This window comes from Tsukamurella paurometabola DSM 20162 (assembly GCF_000092225.1).
Classification (GTDB): domain Bacteria; phylum Actinomycetota; class Actinomycetes; order Mycobacteriales; family Mycobacteriaceae; genus Tsukamurella; species Tsukamurella paurometabola.
This window is the reverse complement of sequence record NC_014158.1, coordinates 3043076-3066069: the sequence shown is the minus strand read 5'-3', so window position 1 is coordinate 3066069 and position 22994 is coordinate 3043076. Positions and strand designations below refer to the sequence as shown.

General features: G+C 67.8%; 24 protein-coding genes and 1 pseudogene. 15 read left to right on the top strand and 10 right to left on the bottom strand.

What is annotated here, in order from left to right:
- The first annotated feature begins 289 nt into the window (after nt 1–289).
- Nucleotides 290–850 (top strand): TetR/AcrR family transcriptional regulator, encoded by a 561-nt coding sequence (locus TPAU_RS14805; protein ID WP_013127566.1) that lies wholly within the window; start codon nt 290–292, stop codon nt 848–850.
- A 6-nt stretch (nt 851–856) separates the two neighbouring features.
- Here TPAU_RS14805 and TPAU_RS14800 read toward each other — a convergent pair whose 3' ends face one another.
- Together TPAU_RS14800 and TPAU_RS14795 are read right to left on the bottom strand one after the other, a co-directional pair.
- Complete coding sequence (locus tag TPAU_RS14800; protein WP_013127565.1) at nt 857–1321, bottom strand: nitroreductase family deazaflavin-dependent oxidoreductase; 465 nt, start codon at nt 1319–1321, stop codon at nt 857–859.
- Between the two features lie 59 nt (nt 1322–1380).
- Nucleotides 1381–1998 (bottom strand): LON peptidase substrate-binding domain-containing protein, encoded by a 618-nt coding sequence (locus TPAU_RS14795; protein ID WP_115329651.1) that lies wholly within the window; start codon nt 1996–1998, stop codon nt 1381–1383.
- A gap of 37 nt (nt 1999–2035) precedes the next feature.
- Between TPAU_RS14795 and TPAU_RS22440 the strand changes: the two genes are divergently transcribed.
- Both TPAU_RS22440 and TPAU_RS14790 read left to right on the top strand, forming a co-directional pair.
- The gene (locus tag TPAU_RS22440; protein ID WP_083773859.1) at nt 2036–2362 is read left to right on the top strand and encodes a maleylpyruvate isomerase N-terminal domain-containing protein; all 327 of its coding nucleotides are present in this window, start codon (nt 2036–2038) and stop codon (nt 2360–2362) included.
- A gap of 61 nt (nt 2363–2423) precedes the next feature.
- Nucleotides 2424–3683, top strand: coding sequence for an IS30 family transposase (locus tag TPAU_RS14790; protein WP_425358565.1), 1260 nt, complete (start codon nt 2424–2426; stop codon nt 3681–3683).
- A gap of 53 nt (nt 3684–3736) precedes the next feature.
- Here the strand turns inward: TPAU_RS14790 and TPAU_RS22435 are convergent, their stop codons facing one another.
- Complete coding sequence (locus TPAU_RS22435) at nt 3737–3889, bottom strand: hypothetical protein (protein ID WP_041944754.1); 153 nt, start codon at nt 3887–3889, stop codon at nt 3737–3739.
- A 155-nt stretch (nt 3890–4044) separates the two neighbouring features.
- On the opposite strand from TPAU_RS22435, the pseudogene TPAU_RS23730 reads away from it, so the two are divergent.
- Together TPAU_RS23730 and TPAU_RS14785 are read left to right on the top strand one after the other, a co-directional pair.
- Nucleotides 4045–4194 (top strand): annotated as a pseudogene (locus TPAU_RS23730) (maleylpyruvate isomerase N-terminal domain-containing protein); the annotation flags it as partial.
- Nucleotides 4192–4569 (top strand): hypothetical protein, encoded by a 378-nt coding sequence (locus TPAU_RS14785; protein WP_281054804.1) that lies wholly within the window; start codon nt 4192–4194, stop codon nt 4567–4569. The pseudogene TPAU_RS23730 and the gene TPAU_RS14785, both read left to right, overlap by 3 nt.
- Before the next feature lie 36 nt (nt 4570–4605).
- Here TPAU_RS14785 and TPAU_RS14780 read toward each other — a convergent pair whose 3' ends face one another.
- A complete protein-coding gene (locus tag TPAU_RS14780) occupies nt 4606–5238 on the bottom strand; it encodes a hypothetical protein (protein ID WP_013127563.1) in 633 nt (210 codons plus the stop codon).
- Between the two features lie 117 nt (nt 5239–5355).
- Here TPAU_RS14780 and TPAU_RS14775 point away from each other — a divergent pair, with 117 nt between their 5' ends.
- From TPAU_RS14775 to TPAU_RS21995, 4 genes are all read left to right on the top strand, one after another.
- Complete coding sequence (locus tag TPAU_RS14775; protein WP_013127562.1) at nt 5356–6105, top strand: maleylpyruvate isomerase family mycothiol-dependent enzyme; 750 nt, start codon at nt 5356–5358, stop codon at nt 6103–6105.
- A 130-nt stretch (nt 6106–6235) separates the two neighbouring features.
- Nucleotides 6236–7240, top strand: coding sequence for a class 1b ribonucleoside-diphosphate reductase subunit beta (gene nrdF / locus TPAU_RS14770; protein ID WP_013127561.1), 1005 nt, complete (start codon nt 6236–6238; stop codon nt 7238–7240).
- A 29-nt stretch (nt 7241–7269) separates the two neighbouring features.
- Nucleotides 7270–7770 (top strand): hypothetical protein, encoded by a 501-nt coding sequence (locus TPAU_RS14765; protein ID WP_013127560.1) that lies wholly within the window; start codon nt 7270–7272, stop codon nt 7768–7770.
- Nucleotides 7771–7774: 4 nt separating this feature from the next.
- On the top strand, nt 7775–8467 hold the full coding sequence (locus tag TPAU_RS21995; RefSeq protein ID WP_013127559.1) for a hypothetical protein: 693 nt from the start codon (nt 7775–7777) through the stop codon (nt 8465–8467).
- A 24-nt stretch (nt 8468–8491) separates the two neighbouring features.
- On the opposite strand, the gene TPAU_RS14755 is transcribed toward TPAU_RS21995, so the two are convergent.
- The 5 genes from TPAU_RS14755 to TPAU_RS14735 all read right to left on the bottom strand — a co-directional run bounded on the left by TPAU_RS14755 (nt 8492) and on the right by TPAU_RS14735 (nt 13799).
- Complete coding sequence (locus tag TPAU_RS14755) at nt 8492–8986, bottom strand: beta-class carbonic anhydrase (protein ID WP_013127558.1); 495 nt, start codon at nt 8984–8986, stop codon at nt 8492–8494.
- 60 nt (nt 8987–9046) lie between these two features.
- Nucleotides 9047–9991: a non-homologous end-joining DNA ligase gene (gene ligD, locus TPAU_RS14750; RefSeq protein ID WP_013127557.1), complete on the bottom strand. Its 945-nt coding sequence runs from the start codon at nt 9989–9991 to the stop codon at nt 9047–9049.
- A 10-nt stretch (nt 9992–10001) separates the two neighbouring features.
- Nucleotides 10002–11534: an FAD-dependent oxidoreductase gene (locus TPAU_RS14745; protein WP_013127556.1), complete on the bottom strand. Its 1533-nt coding sequence runs from the start codon at nt 11532–11534 to the stop codon at nt 10002–10004.
- Between the two features lie 84 nt (nt 11535–11618).
- A complete protein-coding gene (locus tag TPAU_RS14740; protein WP_245537931.1) occupies nt 11619–12623 on the bottom strand; it encodes an AurF N-oxygenase family protein in 1005 nt (334 codons plus the stop codon).
- 273 nt (nt 12624–12896) lie between these two features.
- The gene (locus TPAU_RS14735; RefSeq protein WP_147291097.1) at nt 12897–13799 is read right to left on the bottom strand and encodes a TroA family protein; all 903 of its coding nucleotides are present in this window, start codon (nt 13797–13799) and stop codon (nt 12897–12899) included.
- A 292-nt stretch (nt 13800–14091) separates the two neighbouring features.
- Between TPAU_RS14735 and ctaD the strand changes: the two genes are divergently transcribed.
- The 3 genes from ctaD to serB all read left to right on the top strand — a co-directional run bounded on the left by ctaD (nt 14092) and on the right by serB (nt 18396).
- Nucleotides 14092–15837 (top strand): aa3-type cytochrome oxidase subunit I, encoded by a 1746-nt coding sequence (gene ctaD, locus TPAU_RS14730; RefSeq protein ID WP_013127553.1) that lies wholly within the window; start codon nt 14092–14094, stop codon nt 15835–15837.
- 106 nt (nt 15838–15943) lie between these two features.
- The gene (locus TPAU_RS14725) at nt 15944–17134 is read left to right on the top strand and encodes an endonuclease/exonuclease/phosphatase family protein (protein ID WP_013127552.1); all 1191 of its coding nucleotides are present in this window, start codon (nt 15944–15946) and stop codon (nt 17132–17134) included.
- Entirely contained in the window at nt 17131–18396 is a 1266-nt protein-coding gene (gene serB / locus TPAU_RS14720) for a phosphoserine phosphatase SerB (RefSeq protein ID WP_013127551.1), read from the top strand. The genes TPAU_RS14725 and serB overlap by 4 nt, the downstream gene beginning before the upstream one ends.
- 11 nt (nt 18397–18407) lie before the next feature.
- Here the strand turns inward: serB and glgX are convergent, their stop codons facing one another.
- Complete coding sequence (glgX, locus tag TPAU_RS14715) at nt 18408–20531, bottom strand: glycogen debranching protein GlgX (protein WP_013127550.1); 2124 nt, start codon at nt 20529–20531, stop codon at nt 18408–18410.
- Nucleotides 20532–20580: 49 nt separating this feature from the next.
- Here glgX and TPAU_RS14710 point away from each other — a divergent pair, with 49 nt between their 5' ends.
- Genes TPAU_RS14710 through TPAU_RS14700 form a run of 3 tightly spaced genes read left to right on the top strand, consistent with a single transcriptional unit; the run spans nt 20581 to nt 22927 of the window.
- Nucleotides 20581–21435: an ABC transporter ATP-binding protein gene (locus TPAU_RS14710; protein ID WP_013127549.1), complete on the top strand. Its 855-nt coding sequence runs from the start codon at nt 20581–20583 to the stop codon at nt 21433–21435.
- On the top strand, nt 21432–22115 hold the full coding sequence (locus TPAU_RS14705; protein WP_013127548.1) for an NUDIX hydrolase: 684 nt from the start codon (nt 21432–21434) through the stop codon (nt 22113–22115). Before TPAU_RS14710 ends, TPAU_RS14705 begins: the two co-directional genes overlap by 4 nt.
- Nucleotides 22116–22138: 23 nt before the next feature.
- Nucleotides 22139–22927, top strand: a complete 789-nt coding sequence (locus TPAU_RS14700; RefSeq protein ID WP_013127547.1) for an enoyl-CoA hydratase/isomerase family protein — start codon at nt 22139–22141, stop codon at nt 22925–22927.
- Nucleotides 22928–22994: the final 67 nt, after the last annotated feature.

The window sequence follows — 22994 nt, the reverse complement described above, 5'->3', positions numbered from 1 at the left end:
CCGATCGGTCTACCGAGGACGCTAACTGAGTGATAGTCAATAGCGCAAGTTCTATCGGCCGATTGGGGTGAACTTTGCGATCGCCGTATTCGGTTCCGGCGCAGTCGATGCCGCCTATCGGTCGGCGCGGATCACGCGGGTCGTAGTGCCGTGCGTCACGAGTGGCCCCTCGGCTCGTCTCTCCGTGCACGCGAATCCCGCGCCGGCAAGTATACCGATCGGTATAGTGGCGTATCGGAGGGGCCGCGCGCAAGACTCGCGGAGGCCGACGACGGAGCGAGGCGGAGAGATGACATCGAGGGATGACTTGATTCGCACCACCATCGATCTGATGCGTGAGCGTGGTGTAGCGGGTACCGGTATCGCCGACATCCTTGAGGACAGCGGGCGATCGCGGCGCACGGTCTATCTGAACTTCCCCGAGGGGAAGGCGGAGCTCGTGGAGGCGGCCACACGCGCTGCCGGCGGCTACATCACGGCGCTGATCGAAACGGCGGTCGCGAAGTCCACCGGTCGTACCGACATGCTCGAACACGTGGGATCGATGTGGCGCAAGGTGTTGGTGTCCTCGCGCTTTCGGTCGGGCTGTCCCATCGTCGCCGCGACATTGGGGCGCGCGGAGTCGGCGCCGGCCGCCGATGCCGCCGGAGAAGCTTTCGAAACGTGGATCTCTCTGCTCGCGAGCAGGTTCGAGGACGATGGTGGTCAGCCGCTCGCGGCTCGTCAGGCGGCCACCACTATCATCGCCGCCATCGAGGGCGCGGTGATCGTGAGTATCGCGACGCAATCCTCGCAGCCGCTCGACGATGTCGAGGCCTCGCTGCTCGCGATGTACGGCGACCGGCCTTAGGGTCGATCAGTCCGCATCGGTGAAGGTGATGCGCACACTGATCGGATCCGAGGCGAGCGCTCGAAACGCGGAGGTGGTGACACCCGCCAGGGCGGCATTCGGCGCGAAGGTGCGCATGCGCGCGATGGCGTCGTCATCCGGCCGGAATTCGCCGACGCCGGCGCGCCAGGTCTCGCCCTGGAAGATCCGAACCGCCGGGTCGGCGGCCACGTTGATGGCCCATCCCGACCGTCGACCGTGCTGGCTCACGATCCACGCGCCGTCGTCGTCGAACGTGGCCGCCACCGGGACCGTGCGGGGCAGTCCTGATCTGCGTCCGGTGGTCTCCAGTGTGGTGGCGAGTGTGGTTCGTACCCCGAGCCGGTGCAGGCCGCGCACGATGGGGTTGGCGACGTACCGGCCGATCAGTCTCTCGCGGTGGAACTTCCGGACCGCACGTCGCCGCTGTTCCTGATCTTCGCGTGGTGTCATGACACTCTCCGGTCGGTGGATCTCGCTAGGTAGACCATACGGTCTACTCGACGGATCCGCTACTGCAGCTGGAACTTCAGGGTGGCGATCAGGTCGTCCAGTGCGTCGGTCAGCACGTGGACGCGATCCGCCGGACCCGGCGCTGCCAGCGCGCGATACCGGTCGACATCGGACAGCGGGAGAGCGCGAGCGAGAAGATAGCTGCGCTCCACCGGATGCTCGGGCAGCGTGAGCTTCGGCCACGAGCGCGGCTTCCCGCCCCGGCGCCGCGTGAGTTGTGCCGAGAGCCGCTCGATCTCGTTGCGCTTGTCGAGCAGGGGGATCAGGTCGACGGCGGGCTGTGACTCGTCGGGCCACGGCGCCGCCTCGGCGAGCGGAAAAGGATCGTCGGGCAGCCAGTGCTGCACCGCGATCCGTTCTGCTCCCTTGCACACCAGCGTGAATTCGCCGCCCGTCCGGCGCACGTACCGGTCGATCTGGGCGATGGTGCCGACATCGGTCCGCACATCGCCACCGCCCACCTCGCTGCCCCGTTCGATCAGCACCACCCCGAAGCGGCCGTCGGTGGCGAGGCAGCGCTCCACCATCCGCCGGTAGCGGGGTTCGAAGACGCGCAACGGCAACTCCTCGCCCGGCAGGAGCACGGCGCCCAGCGGAAACATCGGCAGTTCGGTCACGTCTCCAGCATGCCTCCTCGCCGGTATCGTCGCGCACATGATCACGCCGACGGACTGGATCGATGCGCTGGAACGGGATGGCGGTGCGGTGGCCGCGACACCGCCCGACCGCCTCGACCTCGGCGTGCCCAGCTGCCCCGGCTGGACCGTACGCGACCTGATCGTCCACCTCGGCGCCGTGCACCGGTGGGCCGCGGCGTTCCTCGCTGCCGGACCCGACTCCGAGGAGCGCGTGCCCTTCGCCGACGACGACGCCCCGTGGGTTCTAGCGATCCCCGCAACACCGCGGATAGCAAGGAGTTGCGGGGATCGTGCATTCACCGATGGTGAAGAAGAGGTTCTTCAAGGAATTGGACGTGTCTGACGGCAATGTGTCGGTCGCTGCTAGGGCGGCGGGGGTGACAGTGAATACGGCGTTTGGATGGATGCGCAGGGCGGGCCTGCGTGGACGTGGGAGCACTAGCAATGGTGGTCATCCCGGCCGGGCCGAGTACGACCGGCTTCGCCGTGAGGGGGTGCTGCGGCCGGACGCTGCTCGGCGTGTCGGTGTCAGCGTTCGCACTGCTGGGGACTGGGATCGAGGGGTGCGCAAGATTGGCGATACTCGTATCCATCCCGACGGACGCAAGATCGATTACCTGACAGGTGCGGTCACGTGGGTCGGAGTGGAATCGGATGCACCGAGGCAGCGGAGCCTGCATCCACGGTTTCTGACCTTGACCGAGCGGGAAACTATCGCTGACATGCGCCGCGAGGGGGCATCGCTGCGGGCCATCGGCAGGGAGCTCGGCCGGCCAGCATCGACGATCAAACGGGAGATCGACGCTGGCGTTGTCAACGGTGCCTATCGCCCGCATCAGGCGCACCGCAGGTGGGAAAAGAGCCGGTCACGGCCGAAGCCAGCGAAACTGGCCCAGGCCGGTCCGCTGCGGGACTACGTCGAGAACAAACTGCAGGACCAGTGGTCCCCAGAGCAGATATGTCACTCTCTAGTGACCGAGTTCCCCAACGAGCAAAGTATGCGTGTGAGCGTCGAGACGATCTACCAGTCGATCTACGTTCAGGCTCGGGGCGGCCTGCGCCGTGAAGTCGCGATGGCCTTGCGAACGGGCCGCACCCGCCGCAAGCCCCACCGCCGCGCCGAACATCGCACCAGACGATTCGTCGACAAGATGGTGATGATCTCCGACCGGCCCGCCGAGGTCGAGGATCGAGCCGTGCCAGGCCACTGGGAAGGTGACCTGATCGTCGGTACTCGCAGCGAGTCCGCGATCGTCACACTCGTCGAACGCTCCACCCGCTACGTCATGCTCGGCCACCTGCCTGGCGGCCACTCCGCCGAAGAAGTCCGTGACGTGCTGGTTTCGTTGATCGGAAATCTCCCAGGACATTTGCGGGGATCACTGACCTGGGACCAGGGCTGCGAGATGGCCGCCCACCAACAATTCACGGTCGCCACCGGGGTTCCGGTCTACTTCTGCGATCCCCACTCACCCTGGCAGCGCGGAAGCAACGAGAACACCAATGGACTACTGCGCCAGTACTTCCCGAAAGGCACCGACCTGAGCGCCTACGGCCGCGAAGACCTCGAACTCGTCGCCCAGAAACTCAATCGCCGACCACGCAAAACGCTCGGCTGGAAGACACCAGCCGAGCGTTTGCGTGACCTCATTACAGCTCGCTAGCACCGATGCCCCGCGCTCGTATCGCGAGCGTAGGACATCGTGCGGCGTTTGGATCAGTGCTCGTCGTAGTGGTCACCATGCGGAGCGTGACGGTGCCCATCGTGGACGTAGTCCACGTGATCGCCGTGCTGGATAGCCTCGTGGCCGCAGTCGGGTCCATGGGCATGGTCGGAGTGGTCGTGTGCCAGGTGCTCAGTGCGCGTCATCGTCATAGGCATGATTATATGCGAATGCGTGCACGTAATGCAACGAGCACCGCGGATCCCAGAAGCGCTCCGCTGGAATACTCAGCGGAGCACTTCCGTATGGTGGGCCCTACCAGGCTCGGTGTTGCGACGATCCCTAGAATCCGCCCCCCGGTGGGGCCGCACTCACCGCGTGGTACCGCGACCGCCTCGATGGTCTCGTCGGCGAACTGCGTCGTCACGAACCCGATGAGCCGGCCCGCTCGTTCGCCGGGCGCACTACTGCGCGGTTCTGGATGCGCAGGCAGGCACACGAGACGGCGGTGCATCGATGGGACGGTGAGAACGCCGCTGCCGCAGCATTGCCCGTCGATGCGCGGCTCGCGTTCGATGGTGTAGGGGAGTGGGCCGAGGTGTTCGCACCCCGGTTCCTTGCGCGAGGTGCGGGGCTGTCGGACCAATTCGTGGGGCGCACCGTGCACCTGCACGGCACCGATCGTGACGACGCGGAGTGCACGTTCACCCTCGCGCGCGACTCGCTCGCGATCACGCGCGGGCACTCCCGGGCCGATGTGGCACTCCGGGGCTCGGCGTCGGATCTGTACCTGACTCTGTGGCGCCGGAAGCCGCTGGCGGCTCTCGACGTCCGTGGCGAGACTGCGGTCGCGGAGGCGCTGCTCGACGCCGTGCAAGTCACGTAGCCTCCGCGTGACTAGTCGTGGAACGGGCTGCGTGCTCTAGCGGACCCGCAGTTCCCGGATCACCGCGTCGACCTTGCCGCGGGCATCGGCATTGTTCTTGTTCGAACCACCCAGGAAATACGACGGGGGAATCGTGTCGAGGGCGATGATCGTGAACCAATCCGTTTCGGGTGCCTTGTTCTTCGCCGGATCCGCGGCGCTGTTGATGTTGAGATCGAGCCGGGTTCCCTTGACGCCGCCGATCTGGATCGGCACTGCTTTGCGGTCGGTCGCCGAGCGGGACTTGTCTGCGGAGAGGGTCGCATCGGGGAAGCGGCAGAGCGAGAACAGTGTTGCCATCCCCATGGTGTCGTGGTCGTTCTGCGTGATCCGCAGCCGTCCGACCTCGACGAGGTTCATGACGTGGCCGCCGGGGGAGTAGCGTGCCGACGCCGTGGTCTCTGCGCCGCGCGAGAAGCCGCTGCCGAGGTCCCAGCCCGCGACCAGTGGGGCGGGGAAGGTCAGTGGCGCGGTGCCGAACAGGCCTCCGGCGGTCGAGGGTGCGCCGACGTCGGGCGATGACGCGCACGAGATGCTGGCGCTGGGAGCGGCCTGAGCCATGGCGGGTACGAGGGCGAGTGCGGCGGCACTCGCGATAAGGCCTGCGGCGAGCGAGCTGATCTTCACCATGTCCCCATTCTTGATATTGAATATCGAGTGTGACGGTAGCAGTGTTGCGGCCTATGGACGCGGGAACGGTTGATCTGAACCCCGATGCGACGGGCGGAGCGCTCGTAGGGTCGGGTCATGACCACATCCCTCTGGTTCGACTCCATCGCCGCCGATGGCGCCCGGATCGCCGCCACCGATCCCGCGGTGCTCGACCGGCCGGTACCCAGTTGTCCCGGGTGGACGGTCCGCGATCTGGTGATCCACACCGGTGCGGCCAACCGCTGGGCGACGATGTTCTTGCAGGCGGGCCCGGATTCGAAGGAGCGGTTCGCCCCCGACGTCTCCGATGCACCTGATGGTGCCGCGCTGCTCGACTGGTACTCCGGCGTCGTCGCCGCCCTGCTCGACGAGCTGCGTGCGCACGATCCCGACGAGCCGGCCCGTGCCTTCATCGGCCGGACCCGGGCGCGCTTCTGGATGCGTCGCATGACGCAGGAGGTATCGGTGCACCGGTGGGACCTGCAGAACTCACTCCCCGGCGGGGCCGAGCCGATCGACCCGGCCGTCGCCGCCGACGGCATCACCGAGCTGACCCAGATGCAGATGCCCCTGATCATCGGAAAGCAGGGCCTCGGCGACCATCTCGACGGGGCGACGATCGCCGTCGTCGCCACCGACACCGGCGACGAATGGGTGCTCCGGCTGCGGAAGGACGGCGTGGACGTGCTCGGTGGTGAGGACGCCCTCGCGCCGGCCGATGTGACGCTGCGTGGCACCGCATCGGATCTGGAGCTGGTGCTCTGGCGCCGGTTGCCGGTCGACACCGTCGACCTGCGTGGTGAGCGGTCCATTCTCGATGGCCTCCTCGATACCCTGGTGATCTGACCTCGGCGGACCCTGCGAGCGACACGCCGAACTGGTCTGATGGCACAACACCTTGCGTTCCCGGGAACTGTCAGACCCAAGGGGTAGTATCAGGGGCGTCGAAATCCAGACCCGCGAAAACTGAGGTGTCATGTCTGAAACCGCCGCTCACAGCCCCGCCGACGGCGCCCCCGTCAAGCTCGTCAGCCGGGTCTCGGCGATCAACTGGAACCGTGTTCCGGACGAGAAGGACGCCGAGGTCTGGGATCGCCTGACGGGCAACTTCTGGCTGCCCGAGAAGGTGCCGGTCAGCAACGACATCCCGTCGTGGGGCACGCTCACCGACTACGAGAAGCAGCTCACCATGCGGGTCTTCACCGGCCTCACTCTGCTCGATACCATCCAGGGCACCGTCGGCGCCGTCAGCCTGATCCCCGACGCCACCACCCCGCACGAGGAGGCGGTGCTCACCAATATCGCGTTCATGGAATCGGTGCACGCCAAGAGCTACAGCTCCATCTTCTCCACGCTGTGCAGCACCCGCGAGATCGACGACGCCTTCCGCTGGTCGGAGGAGAACGAGCAGCTGCAGCGCAAGGCGCAGATCGTCATGGACTTCTACCGTGGCGACGATCCGCTCAAGCGCAAGGTGGCCTCCACCCTGCTGGAGTCGTTCCTGTTCTACAGCGGCTTCTACCTGCCGATGTACTGGAGCTCGCGGGCCAAGCTCACCAACACCGCCGACATGATCCGCCTGATCATCCGCGACGAAGCGGTGCACGGCTACTACATCGGCTACAAGTACCAGCGTGGCCTGGAGACCGAGAGCCCGCAGCGCCGCGAGGAACTCAAGGACTACACGTTCGATCTGCTCATGGAGCTGTACGCGAACGAAGAGGACTACACCGAGTCGCTGTACGACGAGGTGGGTCTGTCCGAGGACGTCAAGAAGTTCCTGCGCTACAACGCCAACAAGGCGCTGATGAACCTGGGCTACGAGGCGTTGTTCCCCAAGGACGCCACCGACGTGAACCCGGCGATCCTCTCCGCGCTCTCACCCAACGCCGACGAGAACCACGACTTTTTCTCCGGTTCCGGCTCGTCGTACGTGATCGGCAAGGCCGTCAACACCGAAGACGAGGACTGGGACTTCTGACCCCTTTCGTAGCGAAGCAGCGGCTCACCATGGGTGTGCTGCTGCTCTACTTCGTCGCGTTACCGCTGTTCGCCCTCATCGCGGTCGCGATGATCGGGTCGCCCGATTCCGAGATTCGCGGGTACTTCTCCGCCCCGGTGATCGGCGCGATCGTGCTCGCCTTCTGCGCGGTGGCGTTCGTGTTCGTAGTGGCGACGCTCACGGTGCGCCGCACGGTGCTGATCGTCGACGATCGAGGGATTCGTTCTCCGCGAAGCGGGTTCGCCTTCGAATGGTCGTCGATCGAGGCGTTATACGTCGGGAGTTACCAGGGCGGCAGATTCGGCCCGACGATCTACGTGCTGGGCGTGCAAGGCGTGCCGTGGAAATCGGGCTGGCGGCTGCCGTTCACGGGGTTCAACGCGGCCATGATGGGGTTGCCTTCGACCGCCCGCCGGCACCGTGTGACGTGGCAGATCGGCACTCGTCCACGTTTTCCGGAGGCGATCAAGGCCATCCGTGCGGCTTCCCCCGACACCCCCATCTTCTAGCACCATGACGCGCGAGGACTACCAGACGGGCTCTCCGCTCCGAAGGCCGGCCGTCGCGATCGGAGTCGCGCTCGGCCTTGTTTTCGGTTTCCTGGTCGCGCCTCCGCAACTCATGGGTCGCGACTTCGGTGATCGGGCACGCCGCGAATTCCCGCCGTACATCATGGGCGGGCGCGCAGATCTCACAGCCGGGCTGCGGTCGCTCGTGGACGACTGGACGCGGTACCACCTCATCAAGGTGGTCTTCGCGGTACTGCTCGTCGCGCTCGCGCTCTATCTCGGACACCGGGCGCTGGCGCTCATCCCCGCGGTCGCGCTCATCGCGAACGTCCAGGGAGCAGTGGCGCCGCTGTCGTCGGCGTTCTCGCTCGTGGGCGATCGCTTCGCCGAGACCGACGGTGAACTCGCAGCTGCCCTCGGCACCATGCGGGGCCAGCTCGCCGGAGGGGAGTGCTCACCCGCGGTCGGTGCCCTCGTCGATGACTTCACCTGGTACCACCTGGTGTTAGCCGTCATGGCCGGGGCGCTGACCATCGTGATGCTCGCGTATGGCGTCGTCGACGGGAGGCGGAATCGTCGGCGTTGGGCGGGCGCGACTCTCGCCGGGGCCGCTGCGGCGGCGGTGGTCACCGCGGCGAACATCTCTACCGCGTTGCAGCCGGTCCCGGGGCTCCTCGGCTTCGTCCAATCCACCTAGGACGCGACGGCAGGCAATCGTCCGCTAGTCGGGTGTCACCTCGTGCAGACGGCCCGTGGCCACGTCGAATACGAATCCGCGCAGCGAGGTGGTCGCGGGAATGAACCGGCTGGACGAGATCCGCTTGATCGACTGCCGCACATCGGCTTCCAGGTCGTCGAATGCCTCCGCGGCCCACGCCGGTTTGATCCCGGTGTCTGCAAGGATATCGGCCTTGAACTGATCGTCGGTGAAGGTGAGCATTCCGCAGTCGGTGTGATGGATCAAGATGATCTCCGTGGTGCCGAGTAGGCGCTGACTGATCGCGAGTGAACGAATCTGATCCTCGGTGATCACTCCGCCCGCGTTGCGGATCACATGCGCCTCACCTTCTTTCAAGCCCAGCACGCGGTAGACATCCAGGCGAGCGTCCATGCACGCGACCACGGCGACATGTTTGGCGGGAGGCAAAGGGAGCGGCCCGGAGAAGGACTCGGCGTAAGCGGCGTTGTTCGCGAGGAGTTCGTCGGTGACGGTCATGGACTCATGCTCGGCGTCGCATGGACGGCTGCCCACCGTTCGGATCGATCTGATTCGGAGCTAGTCGTCGGGGAGGCCGTCGCGGTCCGCCCACTCGATCAGCGGCTCGAGGGAGAAGGCCTCCTCGTCGATCTCGGCATGCAGGTCGCCCACTTCGGCGAAGCGGGCGGGCAACGTGCGGATCGTGAAATCGTCCGGGTGCACGTCGGGCACCTCGTCCCAGGTCACCGGGGCAGACGCGGTCGCGATCGGCGTGCCACGCAGGGAGTACGCGCAGGCGATGGTGTAATCGCGGGCGTTCTGGTTGTAGTCCACGAACACCGCCGCCGGATCGCGTTCCTTGCGCCACCACGCGGTCGTCACATCGTCCGGAACGCGGCGTTCCACCTCCTGCGCGAACGCCAGCGCCGCCCGCCGCACCTGCGAGAAGGTCCACGACGGCGAGATCCGCACGTAGATGTGCAAAACCGAGCCGCCGGAGGTCTTCGGGAAGCCGCGGATGCCCAGCTCGTCGAGCACCTCGTGCACCACGCCGGCCACCCGCTGCACCCGCTCCCACGGGCAGTCCGGCATCGGATCGAGATCGATCCGCCATTCGTCCGGACACTCCAGATCGGTGCGGCGGCAGTTCCACGGATGGAACTCCACCGTGGACATCTGCGCCGCCCAGATCACGGTGGCGAGCTCGGTGACCACCACCTCGTCGGCCGTCCGTCCGAACCGCGGGAAGTAGATCTCCACTGTCTCCAGCCAGTCCGGGGCACCCGCGGGAATCCGCTTCTGGTGCACCTTCGGGCCGTCGACGCCCTTCGGGTAGCGATGCAGCATCGTCGGCCGCTCGCGCAATGCCCGCACGATGCCCGGGCGCACCGCCTCGTAGTAGCGCACCACGTCGAGCTTGGTGGCGCCGATCCGCGGGTAATACACCCGATCCGGGCTGGAGATGCGCACGGTGCGCTCGTCGACGGTCAGCTCGACCGGTTCACCGTGCGCTGCGGAGGCCACGGCCTGAACACTACGCGCCGAGGAACCGGCCCAGGGCGCGCTTGCGCTTGCCCCGCGAACTCAGCGGCCGGCCCGTGACCACACCGCTGACGACGTCCTCGGCGAACCGCTCCACCGTCTCCTGCGAGTCGGTCTTGTTCGTGCCGATGAATCCGTTCGGGCCGCGCTTGATCCAGCCCGTCACGTACACGCCGGGGATCGGCGCGCCGTCGTCGCCGAGCACCCTGCCGGCCTCGTTCGGCAGCACCGCCCGACGCTCGTCGAACGGGAGCCCCTCGACGGGCACGCCCCGGTAACCGACCGACGTGAACACCATGCCGACCGGAAGCTCGATGGCCTCGCCGGTCTCGGAGTGCTTGGCGTGCAGCACCAGCCCGTCGCCGGTGTCCTCGATCGACTCCGGCGTGGTGAGGAATCGGAGCCGGATGCGGCGCGAGGCGTCGGACTGCGTCTCCAGCGACTCCAGGAGCTGAAGCTTATGCGAGACCAGCTCGGAATCGCTGCCGGCGACCAGGGACTCGGCGACATCCGGGTCCGGATGCACGATCACGGTGCGCTCATCCGCGAGGCCGAGCGCCTCGGGCAGGGTGAACGCGGCGTGCTCGGGCCCGCGGCGGGCCACGATCACCACCTCCTCGACCTTCGAGTTCTTCAGTGCCGCGAGCGCGGCGGGCGAGATGGTGGTGCCTTCGAGCTCCTCCGGCTCAGCGGTGAGGATCCGGGCCGCATCCAGCGCCACGTTGCCGTTGCCGATGATCACGATGCGGTCGTGACTGAGGTCCACGTCGTCACCGCGGTGCTCAGGATGGCCGTTGTACCAAGCCACGAAGTCGGTCGCGCTGCGCACGTTCGGGAGTTCCTCGCCCGGAATACCCAGCTTCTTATCGGTGCTCGCCCCGACGGCGACGATGATCGCGTCGTGCCGGCGGCGCAGCTCCTCGAGGGAGATGTCGCGTCCCACCTCGGTGTTGAGGTGGATGTGGAAGTTCGGGTCGGCCGCCACCTTGTCGAACAGCCCCGACACCTTGCGGGTGCGGGTGTGGTCGGGCGCCACGCCGAAGCGGGCCAGGCCGTAGGGCGTCGAGAGCTTCTCGTAGACGTCGACGGTGACGCCCTCCCAGCGCAGCAGTTCATCGGCCGCGTACATGGCGGCCGGACCACTGCCGATCACGCCCACGCTGACCACGGTGCCATCGGGGATCGGGAGCTGCTTCGGGGGAACCGTATGCGCCATCGGCGGCCGGCTGCGGGCCTGCGGGTTCGGGCCGCCGAGCGAGGAGTTCGCCGGATCCGCCGCGGCCAACGACCGGTTGATCTCGATGTAGACCTTGTGCTCCTCGGGCAAGCGGTGCGCGGGCCCGATCGCGTCCACCGGGCACGCCGTCACGCATGCGCCGCAATCGACGCACGTGGTGGGGTCCACGTACAGCATCTCGGCGGTGGCGAAGCCCGGCTCGTCGGGCGTCGGGTGGATGCAGTTCACCGGGCAGGCGAAGGTGCAGGCCGCGTCGCTGCAGCAGGACTGGGTGATCACGTGGGGCATGGTTCGCCTCTCCGGTTTTCTCCGGTCATACGGGTCCGGCTCGGCGGATGACCGCCGAGCCGGATTGTTGGGGCTGAGTCGGGGCTACTGCGCAGCGTAAGACGGTTCGCTGCGGAAACGCGAGACCCGGCCGTGAATTCCGAGCACGCGCCACAGGATGCGCGAGACCGGGTTCAGCAGGTTGGTGCGCTCGGCCAGCAGCCGCACATCGCCGAAGACCTCCTGGCGCATGGCCTTCGACTCGGGCGAGCGCCAGAAGATGTCCTTCTTGACCGACCGCGGGATATCGAAGGTGTCCCAGAACTGGCGCGGCGGAACCATGATCGCGCCGAGCAGGATGCGCATCACCAGAGGCAGTGCCAGTGACAGCAGGAAGCGGGGGATCGGGCCGCGGGTGGGGATCTTGTGCTCGAGCAGTTGGTGCGCGAACGAGATGTGGCGGGCCTCCTCGGCCACGTGGATCTGCATCACCGCGGTCATGGCCGGGTGCTGCGTATCCGCAGAGCGCAGGAACTGCTTCTGGAGGTGGTCGATCGGCTCCTCGCCGCCGAGCACGCCCATGTAGAAGATGTTCGGGAACGTGGTGGCCGCCAGCGGGATGATCGGCGACAGGCGTCGGAACCACCACGCGCCACCGGGCACATCCATGCCGGTGCGGTTGACGAACTCCTGGAACATCAGCGTGTGCTGGCACTCCTCTTTCGCCTCGTGCGTGGCGTAGCGGAACTCGGGGGAGTTGTTCGGCTGCACAGCGGTGTACTGCATGATGCCGCGGATCAGGATCGACTCGAACTGCAGGCCGACCTTCGCGACATTGGCCTGACGCCACATGCCGATCTCGATCTGCTTCTCCAGCGGCTGGGCCTGGTACCAGGGGTGACGGCCGATCGGGTCGAAACGCGGGTTGCACACCCAGCGCGGATCGTCCGGGGTGATCGCCAGCTCGGGCGAATCCCAATCGATGTCGACGTACGGGTCGAAGTTGCGCCGCACCGACGCTTCCGACAGGTCGTTGAGCGTCTGCTCGTACTCGGTCTGACCCGGGAACGAGCGACCACGCATACGGGCCATGTGCGTCACTCGCGGCATGTTCAGCAGAGCCATCATCGGTCCTTTCCTGATACACGCTGCGGCTCGTGTGCCTGCACTTTTCCCTGTGATCCTGTGGGGAATCCCACAAGAGTTTCTGCAGGTAGAAGCCGTGCGTGAGATTGAACTGCCCTCAGGCTATCACTTGCGACAAGCATGAATGAAGGGTCTTGCGCGCTGAAACCGTGAACACATGTACACCGAGCTTCGGGCCAGCGCTTTTACCGCAGCGCTGTGAGGCGCGTCACGGGGAAAATGTGACGAGTCGCGATGTCAGGATGAGGCTTTGATGGTGTTCGTGACGTCGTGGACCACGATCCCGGCTGCCACCGGGCCGCCCGCCGAGAACCACGACGAGTCCTCCACCAGGAGCTGGCGCTTCGCGGTCACCGCGCGCAGGTCCTTCCAGGACTTCGAGGTCATCTGCTCCATGCCGAAGTCGCGACCCTGTTCGCCCTGATACCCCACGTAGATGAGGTCGCCTTCGGCGGCGGAGAAATCACCGTCACGCATGAGCACGGGCTCGGCCTTGCGTTGCGGTTCGGGGCGTGCCACCCGCAGATCCGAGAGCACCTGAGCGGCCAGCGGCGCCGTCCCCTCGGCCAACGACCGCTTGTCGGCGGTGAACCGGACGAGCGAGACCACGTTGTGGATGGCGTCGATCTTGAGCGTCGCGTCGGCGACGTCCCGCTGATAGCGGTCCAGCACACTTCGCGCCTCGGCCGGCAAGCGCACCGCATCGGCCAGCGCGAGGAAGCTGCGACGCCAGTCCGCGCTCGGGGACGGCACGACAACGGCACGACCAGCCCTGCGGTTCGCCTCCCCCGACCGGTCGGTCCCCACCACCAGGTCCGCCTGTGCACCGTCGCCGAGCTGCGGGACCTTCGCGAGCGTGCCGCCGAGATACGACGGGACCGCGCCGCCCACTGCCTTCACCCGGTTCTGCAGGCCGAGGGCGCAGAGACCATCGAGCAGATCCGGATCCGCGACGACGATGCTGGCCGGGGCCGCGGTGCCCGCGAGGGGAGCGGCGCACGCCTGATCCGCCTTGCGGTCGAGCCCGATGATGTTCGCCGAGGCGAGTCGGGTGGTGGTCGTCGCGATCGAGGCGAAGGGCTGCTGGATGGGCTCCTGGCCGCCGCATGCGGACACTGCGGCCATCGCAGCGGCAGCCATCGCGACCATCCGCATCGATCTACTCGCCCTGCTCACGGCACCGCCCTCACCTGTCGTTCCGAACGTGCGCCACGCTAGCAGGAGCGGCGTCGTCCGCCCCCGATCCCGCTCCGGCGCGACGCGAGTACGACGCAGAGTAGGACCGCAGGGACAAGTGCGGGGGCGAGGGGCTACGCTTACCCGTGAAGCGTGGCGTCCGCCGTGAGCGAACGTCCCGCGATAGACCTGAATGAAGAGGCTTTAGGCCGGTACCGACAGCCGCGGTATCGACCGGCCCAGGGCAGGAGGATTTGTGACCGCGCAAGCGCATCGTCCGGCAGTCGAGGTGACCGCCGAGCGTCCGTATCCGCAGCGGACCGGGCCCAAGGGGTCGTTCATCTACAAGCTGGTGACGACGACCGATCACAAGACGCTGGGCATCATGTACATCGTCACGTGCTTCGCGTTCTTCCTCATCGGCGGCCTGATGGCGCTGCTGATGCGCGCCGAGCTCGCCGAACCCGGCCTGCAGTTCCTCTCCACCGAGCAGTTCAACCAGCTGTTCACCATGCACGGCACCGTGATGCTGCTGCTGTACGCGACCCCGATCGTGATCGGCTTCGCGAACTTCGTGCTGCCACTGCAGATCGGCGCGCCCGACGTGGCCTTCCCCCGACTGAACGCCTTCGGCTACTGGCTGTTCGTGTTCGGCGCGATCATGGTGATCTCCGGCTTCATCTCCCCCGGTGGTGCCGCCGACTTCGGCTGGACCGCCTACACCCCGCTGACCGACGCCCTCCACTCGCCCGGCCCCGGCGCCGACCTGTGGATCATGGGCCTCGCGGTCGGTGGCCTCGGCACCATCCTCGGCGCCGTCAACATGGTGACCACCGTGGTCTGCATGCGCGCCCCGGGTATGACCATGTTCCGTATGCCGATCTTCACCTGGAACATCCTGGTGACCTCGGTGCTGATCCTCCTCGCCTTCCCGCTGCTCACCGCAGCGCTCATGGGGCTGGAGGCCGACCGCCAATTCGGCGCCCACATCTACGACCCCGCCAACGGCGGCGTGATCCTGTGGCAGCACCTGTTCTGGTTCTTCGGACACCCCGAGGTGTACATCATCGCGCTGCCCTTCTTCGGCATCGTCTCGGAAATCTTCCCGGTGTTCAGCCGCAAGCCGATCTTCGGTTACAGCGGCCTGGTGCTGGCGACCCTCGCGATCGCCGCGCTGTCCGTGGCAGTGTGGGCGCACCACATGTACGCCACCGGCGCCGTGCTGCTGCCCTTCTTCAGCTTCATGACCTTCCTGATCGCCGTGCCAACGGGCGTGAAATTCTTCAACTGGATATTCACGATGTGGAAGGGGCGGATAACTTTCGAATCGCCGATGCTGTTCTCCATCGGCTTCGTCGTGACCTTCCTCTTCGGTGGTCTGACCGGTGTGCTGCTGGCCTCGCCGCCGCTCGACTTCGCGGTCTCCGACACCTACTTCGTGGTTGCCCACTTCCACTACGTGCTCTTCGGCACCATCGTGTTCGCGACCTACGCCGGCATCTACTTCTGGTTCCCGAAGATGACGGGCCGCCTGCTCGACGAGGGGCTCGGCCGCTGGCACTTCTGGCTCACCTTCATCGGCTTCCACATGACCTTCCTGGTCCAGCACTGGCTGGGCGCCGAGGGCATGCCGCGCCGTTACGCCGACTACCTCGCGTCCGACGGTTTCACCACGCTCAACCGCATCTCGACCGTGGGTGCGTTCATCCTGGGCGCCTCGACCCTGCCCTTCGTGTGGAACGTCTTCAAGAGCTACCGCTACGGCGAGGTCGTCACGGTCGACGACCCGTGGGGCTTCGGCAACAGCCTCGAGTGGGCCACCAGCTGCCCGCCGCCGCGGCACAACTTCACCGAGCTGCCCCGGATCCGTTCGGAGCGCCCGGCGTTCGAGCTGCACTACCCGCACATGATCGAACGGATACGGACCGAGGCCCACGTGGGACCCGGCCACAAATCCGAGATCGACACCGAACGGGTCAGCAGCGGCAAGGGCGACATCTAGCCCTGCGCACGCACTCAGCGAACGGCGCCTCCCACTGCGGGAGGCGCCGTTCGGCGTTTCCGGGACGGCCATCCGCGCGTCACCCGATGCCGCTAGCGTCCCGACGGTGCGCACACAGAAGCTTTTCGTCGCCCTCGCCACCGCGACCGTGATAGCCGGGTGTGGTGCGGGGTCGGCGGACGACGGTGCCGCGGCCTCCTCGTCGCCGTCGGCCGCCCGCAGCGACGGCACCGTTCGCATCGCGACCTACAACGCAAGCCTCAACCGCAGCAGAGAGGGAGAACTGGTCGCGGATCTCGGTACCCGGGACAACCGGCAGGCCCAGGTGATTGCTGAGATCGTCCAGCGCAACAACCCGGACGTGCTGCTGATCAACGAGTTCGACTACTACGCCGACAACGCCGCCGCCGACCTGTTCCGCAGCAACTACCTGCGGGTGGGGCAGAAGGGGCAACACCCGGTCGACTACCCGTACGCCTGGGCGCCCCCGGTGAACACCGGCGTCCCATCGGGCCGCGACCTGAACGGCGACGGCACGACCGACGGTCCCGACGACGCGTACGGCTTCGGCCAGTTCTCCGGCCAGTACGGCCTGCTGGTGCTGTCGAAGTTCCCGATCGACACCCAGGCGATCCGCACCTTCCAGAACTTCCTGTGGAAGGACCAACCCGGCTCCATGCTGCCCCGCGACTACTACGGCGCCAACGCCGACGCGCTCCGGCTGTCCTCCAAGACCCACGCCGACGTGCCGGTCACCATCGACGGGCAGCGGATCCACCTGTGGGTCTCACACCCCACACCGCCGTCCTTCGACGGCCCCGAGGACCGCAACGGTCGCCGCAACCACGACGAGATCCGGCTCTCCGCGGACTACCTCGCGGGCGGCGACCGCGCCTCCTACCTCTACGACGACCGCGGCGAGCGGGGCGGCCTCCCGGCCGGCGAACCCTTCGTCCTGCTCGGCGACCAGAACAGCGACCCCGAGGACGGCGATTCGGTCCCCGGAGCGATGCAGCAAGTCCTCGATCTGACCCAGGATCCGAAGCCCACCTCCGAGGGCGCGGAACAGGCCGGTGCGGGGTCGAATCACAGGACCCCGTCGCGCTACGACACGGCGGACTTCAGCAAGCCCACACCGGGCAACCTGCGCGTCGACTACGTGCTCCCGTCGAAGGGGCTCACCGTTGCCGGCACGGGTGTCTTCTGGCCCGCAGCCGGGCAGCCCGGCGCCGAGCTCATGCCGCCGAGAACCAGTTCGGATCACCGGTTGGTGTGGCTCGATCTGACGACCTCGTGACCGTGGTCTTCGACGGTGCCGTCTACGCTTCTCGCGTGCACGATTCCTCGGCCCCCACGATCCTCATCACCGTGACCGGCGGCGATAAGCCCGGCGTGAGCTCCGTCCTGTTCGGCGTCCTCGCGCGGAACGCGGTCAGCATCCTCGACGTCGAGCAGACCGTGATCCGCGGCCGGCTCACCCTGGGCGTGCTCGCCTCGGTCGACGGCGACCCGGAGCACGTGCAGGAACTCGTCGAGCAGTCGATGGCCACCGTCGGGATGGACGTGGCGGTCGAGATCTCGGGTGAGCAGCCGCAGCGCCCGCCGGTCCCGACCCACGCCGTGGTGCTGCTCGGAGCCCCGATCACCGCGAAGGCCTTGTCTGCGGTCGCCGCCACCCTCGCCGCGGGGAGCGTGAACATCGAATCCATTTCCGGTATCGCCGACTATCCGGTGACAGCGCTGGAGCTACTGGTCACGGTGCCCGATGTGCCCGGCGGCGATGCGCGCCTGCGCGCCGATCTGGCCGCGGTCTCGAAGGAGCAGGGCGTCGACATCGCCACCTCGCGCGCCGGTATCGCGCGCCGCTCGAAGCGGCTGATCTGCTTCGACGTCGATTCCACCCTGGTGCAGGGCGAGGTCATCGAGATGCTCGCCGCCCGCGCCGGCAAGGAGGCCGAGGTCGCGGCGGTCACCGAGGCCGCGATGCGCGGCGAACTCGACTTCGAGCAGTCGCTGCACGCCCGTGTGCGGGCCCTCGCCGGACTGCCCGCCTCCGTGATCGACGAGGTCGCCGCCGAGCTGCAATTGACCCCCGGAGCTCGCACCACCATCCGCACCCTCAAGCGGCTCGGTTACCGGTGCGGTGTGGTCTCCGGCGGTTTCACCGCCGTGATCGAGCCCCTCGCCGCCGAACTCGAACTCGACTTCGTGCGTGCCAACACGCTGGAGATCGTCGACGGTGTGCTCACCGGCCGGGTGATCGGCGAGGTCGTCGATCGACCCGGTAAGGCCCGCGCGCTCGGCGAATTCGCCGCCGCCTACGGTGTGCCGGTGGACCAGACCGTTGCGGTGGGCGACGGTGCCAACGACATCGACATGCTCACCGCCGCAGGCCTCGGGGTGGCGTTCAACGCCAAGCCCGCGCTGCGCGAGGTGGCCGACACCGCCCTCTCACATCCGTACCTCGATGCGGTGCTGTTCGTTCTCGGCGTGACCCGCGACGAGATCGAGGCCGCCGATGCCGTCGACGGTCACGTGCGCCGCGTTCCGCTGGCCTAGCCCGCGGCCGCTCACGCCTCCTGGAAGACCAGCACGGTGGGGCCGGTGAGGGTGACCTCGGCGCGCGCGGCGAACCGCGGGTCGCCCGCGGGTTCACCGGTGGGCTGCGCCGTGTCGACGATGAGTTCCCATCCGTGCGAACACGATTGCGGTGCGCCGAGCGTCACCGTGGTCGCCTCGTCGCCCGAATGCCACACGATGAGCGCGTCCTTGTCGGGCACCGACCGGTCGTGGCTGGGGGAGCGGACATCGGAACCGTCGACCCAGGCCTGCAGGGTGCGCTCATCCGGTGATTGCCAGGCGTCGCCGGGCATCTGCGCGCCGTCGGCACCGAACCACGCGAGGTCGGGCTCCCCGCTCCGGGTGAGCCGGCCGCCGAAGAACTCGTGTTGCCGCAGCACCGGCGTCGCGCGGCGGACCGCTGTGACCCGGGCGACGAACGCGGTGAGGTCGGAGTCGGCGGCGTCCCAATCGATGGCGTAGGCGTCGGCCGCCGCGGCATCCTCGGGCACGCAGTAGGCGTTGTTGTTGCCGTACTGGGTGTGCCCCATCTCGTCGCCGCCGAGCAGCATCGGGGTGCCGGTGGACAGCAGCAAGGTGGCCAGCAGCGCACGCACATGCCGGGCGCGCGCAGCGAGGATCGCGGGATCGGTGGTGCCGCCTTCGAATCCGTGATTGACCGAGTGGTTGTTGTCGGTGCCGTCCCGGTCGTTCTCGCCATTGGCCTCGTTGTGCTTGCGCTCGTACGAGACCACGTCGCGGGCGGTGAATCCGTCGTGGGCGGTGACGAAGTTGATCGAGGAGAACGGGGTGCGTCCCGGCGCCCCGAACAGGTCCTGACTGCCGGACACCCGGGAGGCGAGGTCGCCCACGGTGCTACCACCGGCGAAGAAGGCGCGCACCGTGTCGCGGTAGCGGTCGTTCCATTCCGCCCATACCGGCGGGAAGCCACCTACCCGGTAGCCTTCGGCGGTCGCATCCCACGGCTCGGCGATCAACTTGCGGGTGGCGAGCACCGGATCGGCGGCGATGGCGGACAGGAGCGGAGCGCGGTGATCGAACGGAATCGCCGGGCCCTGTGGGCCGGTCGCCGTGCGACCGCGGCCGAGCACGCTCGCGAGGTCGAACCGGAATCCGTCCACTCCGAAGCTCTGGCACCAGTACCGGAGGCTGTCGAGCACCATCCGCAGTGCCGCAGGCGAGGCGCAATCGACGGTATTGCCGCATCCGGTGTAATCGAGGTCCTCGCCGCCGTCGAGCAGGTAGTAGCCGGGGGCGTCGAGACCGCGCCAGGACAACGACGGACCATCGGCCGCCGATTCGGCGGTGTGGTTGTAGACCACGTCGAGGAGCACTTCGAGGCCGGCCGAATGCAGGGCCGAGACCATGGTGGCGAACTCCTCGACCTCACGTCCGGGCTGGGCGGCGAACCGCGGATCCGGGGCGAAGTAGGCGCCCGTCGAATAGCCCCAGTGGTTTCGCATGCCGCGGGCCCGCACGCCGGGTTCGGTGAGGCACGCCTGGACGGGCAGCAGTTCGACGGCCGTGACCCCGATGCGGCGTAGGTGGTCGAGCACCGCGGGCTGTGCGAGGCCGAGGTAGGTGCCGCGCAGTTCGTCGGGGACGCCGGGATGCCGCGCCGTGTAGGAGCCGACGTGCAGCTCGCAGATCAGCGTGCGGTCCCAGGGCACGCGCGGCCCGGCCTCCGGCGGCGCGGGAGGACCGGTGACCACGGACAGGGGGATGTCCGGGAGCGAGTCGATGGCCGACGGCGCGCCGTCCTGGTCGTGCGGGAGCAGGGCGGTCGCATCGCCGAGCCGGCCGCTGATGCGACGGGCGTACGGATCGATGAGGGCCTTGTTCGGGTTGAACCGTATCCCGCGCTCGGGTGCCCATGGACCCGCGGCTCGCAGGCAGTAGCGCGCGCCCTCACCGATTCCGGCGACGAAGCCATGGTGGACGCCCGCAGTCTGCGCGGGCAGCCGTAGCCGGCGTTCGGCACCGTCGTCGTCGATCAGCCCCACCCACACGTCGGTGGCGTCGGGCGCGTGGACGGCGAAGTTCACGCCGCCGGGCTGCGGAGTGGCGCCCAGTGGGGTGTGTGCGCCGGGGGACAGGTGTTGGTCGGTGGACACGGGACCATCCTGCCCGCCCGGCGGGGTCGCCGTGGGGCAGGATGGAGATGTGTCCGACCCCGCCGCTTCCGCCGCCGCCTCCGTTCCCGATCAGGACCTGTTGATCGACTTCGCCGACGTGCTCCTCACCCGCGACGGCCGCACGCTGGTGGGGCCGATCGACTGGCGCGTCGAGCTCGACGAGCGCTGGGTGGTGATCGGTCCCAACGGTGCCGGTAAGACCTCGCTCATGCGGTTGGCCTCCGCGCAGGTGTTCCCCACGTCGGGGCGTGCGCACATCCTCGGTGAGGTGCTCGGGAAGACCGTGGTGCAGGATCTCACCGCCCGGATCGGCGTGTGCTCCGCGGCCCTGGCTTCACGTGTCCCCGACGATGAGCTGGTGACCGACCTGGTGGTCTCCGCCGGGTACGCGGTGCTCGGCCGGTGGCGCGAGAAGTACGACGAGGTCGACATCGGCCGTGCTGTCGACGTGCTCGAGTCGATGGGCGCCGAGCACCTCGCGAACCGCCGATTCGGCACGCTCTCCGAGGGCGAGCGCAAGCGGGTGCTCATCGCCCGCGCGCTGATGACCGATCCCGAGCTGATGCTGCTCGACGAGCCTGCCGCGGGACTCGACCTCGGCGGCCGTGAGGAACTGGTCGCGCGGCTCGATACCCTCGCCCACGATCCCGACGCCCCGGCCACGGTGCTGGTGACCCATCACGTCGAGGAGATCCCCCCGGGCTTCACCCACGCGTTGCTGCTCAAGGAGGGTGGCGTGGTGGCGCAGGGCCTGCTTGGGGACGTGCTCACCTCGGAGGTGTTGTCGGAGACCTTCAGCCAGCGCATCCTGCTCGACGAGGTGGACGGCCGCTACTTCGCCCGGAGGGCCGCGCGCCCCGGTCGCCGGCGGTTGCAGGCATGAGCGGCTCCGGCGCAGTGCCTTCGCAGGGCCACGAAAGCGGTGCTGGATCGTCGGCGGGCGGTCGTGGTCAAGGTGCCCATCACCCCCGCTCACTGGCCGACGTCCCGATCCGGCCGGCGGCCACCGTCGTGCTGTTGCGGACCGCACCGTCGGGTCTGGAGGTGTTCTTGCAGCACCGGGCGAGCGGGATGGAGTTCGCGCCCGACGTGACGGTGTTCCCGGGCGGCGGCATCGAACCCGCCGACGACGGCGACCTCACCGTGACCGCGGCACGGGAGACGATGGAGGAGTGCGGGGTGCGTCTCGATCCCGACGATCTGGTGCCGCTGTCGCGCTGGATCACCCCGCCCGGACGGCCGCGGCGCTACGACACCATGTTCTACCTCGCCGCGCTGCCCGCGGGGCAGGAGGCCGACTGCCGGACCACCGAGGCGGTGTCGGCGGGCTGGTCGAGCCCGCGCGCCTCGATCGATTCCTGGCTCGCGGGCGAGCACAAACTGATGGCGCCCACCTATTCGCAGTTGTTCCAGCTGCTGCCCTTCGAGACCGTCGAGGACGCACTGGGCTGGGCCGCGGAGAGCGCGGATCTGACGCCGGTGGCCATCACCGACGGGATGACGCGCGAGGACCGTCGGTTCCCCGGGTACGCCGAGTACGCGGCTGGTTCCACCATCTATTGAGGGGCACGGTAACGTCCGGTGGCATGACTGAATTCGTGACCCTGGACACCTCCGACGAGCACCCCGGCATCGGGACGATCCGGCTGAACCGGCCCCCGATGAACGCGATCAACGGGCAGGTCCAGGACGAGCTCATTCAGCTCGCCGCCGAGGTCAACAAGCGTGACGACATCAAGGCCGTGGTGGTCTTCGGCGGCCCCAAGGTGTTCGCGGCCGGCGCCGACATCAAGGAGATGCAGGCGATGGGCTACACGGACATGAGCGAGGCGATCGCGCGCCTACAGGGAGGCCTCTCCGCGATCGCCACGATCACTAAGCCCACCGTCGCGGCGATCACCGGCTACGCCCTCGGCGGCGGCCTCGAGGTGGCCCTCGGCGCGGATCGCCGCATCGTCGGCGATAACGCCAAGGTGGGCGTCCCGGAGATCCTGCTCGGCGTGATCCCGGGCGGCGGCGGCACCCAGCGCCTGGCTCGCCTGGTCGGGCCGGCCAAGGCCAAGGACATGGTGTTCACCGGCCGGTTCGTCGACGCCGAGGAGGCCCTGCAGATCGGCCTGGTCGACCAGGTGGTGGCCCCCGACGAGGTCTACAACGCCGCCCTCGCGTGGGCGAAGCAGTTCACGGGTGCCGCCTCGCAGGCGCTGCGCGCCGCCAAGCAGGCCATCGACCAGGGCCTGGACACCGACCTCAGCACCGGCCTGGCCATCGAGCGGCACCTGTTCGCGGGCCTGTTCGCCACCGAGGACCGCACCATCGGTATGACCTCGTTCGTGGAGAACGGCCCGGGCAAGGCGAAGTTCGTCGGCAAGTAATACGGGCGAGGAGCGGGGTTGGGTTCGGACCTGACCGGACGGTAACCTTGGCTGGAATATCTTCGAA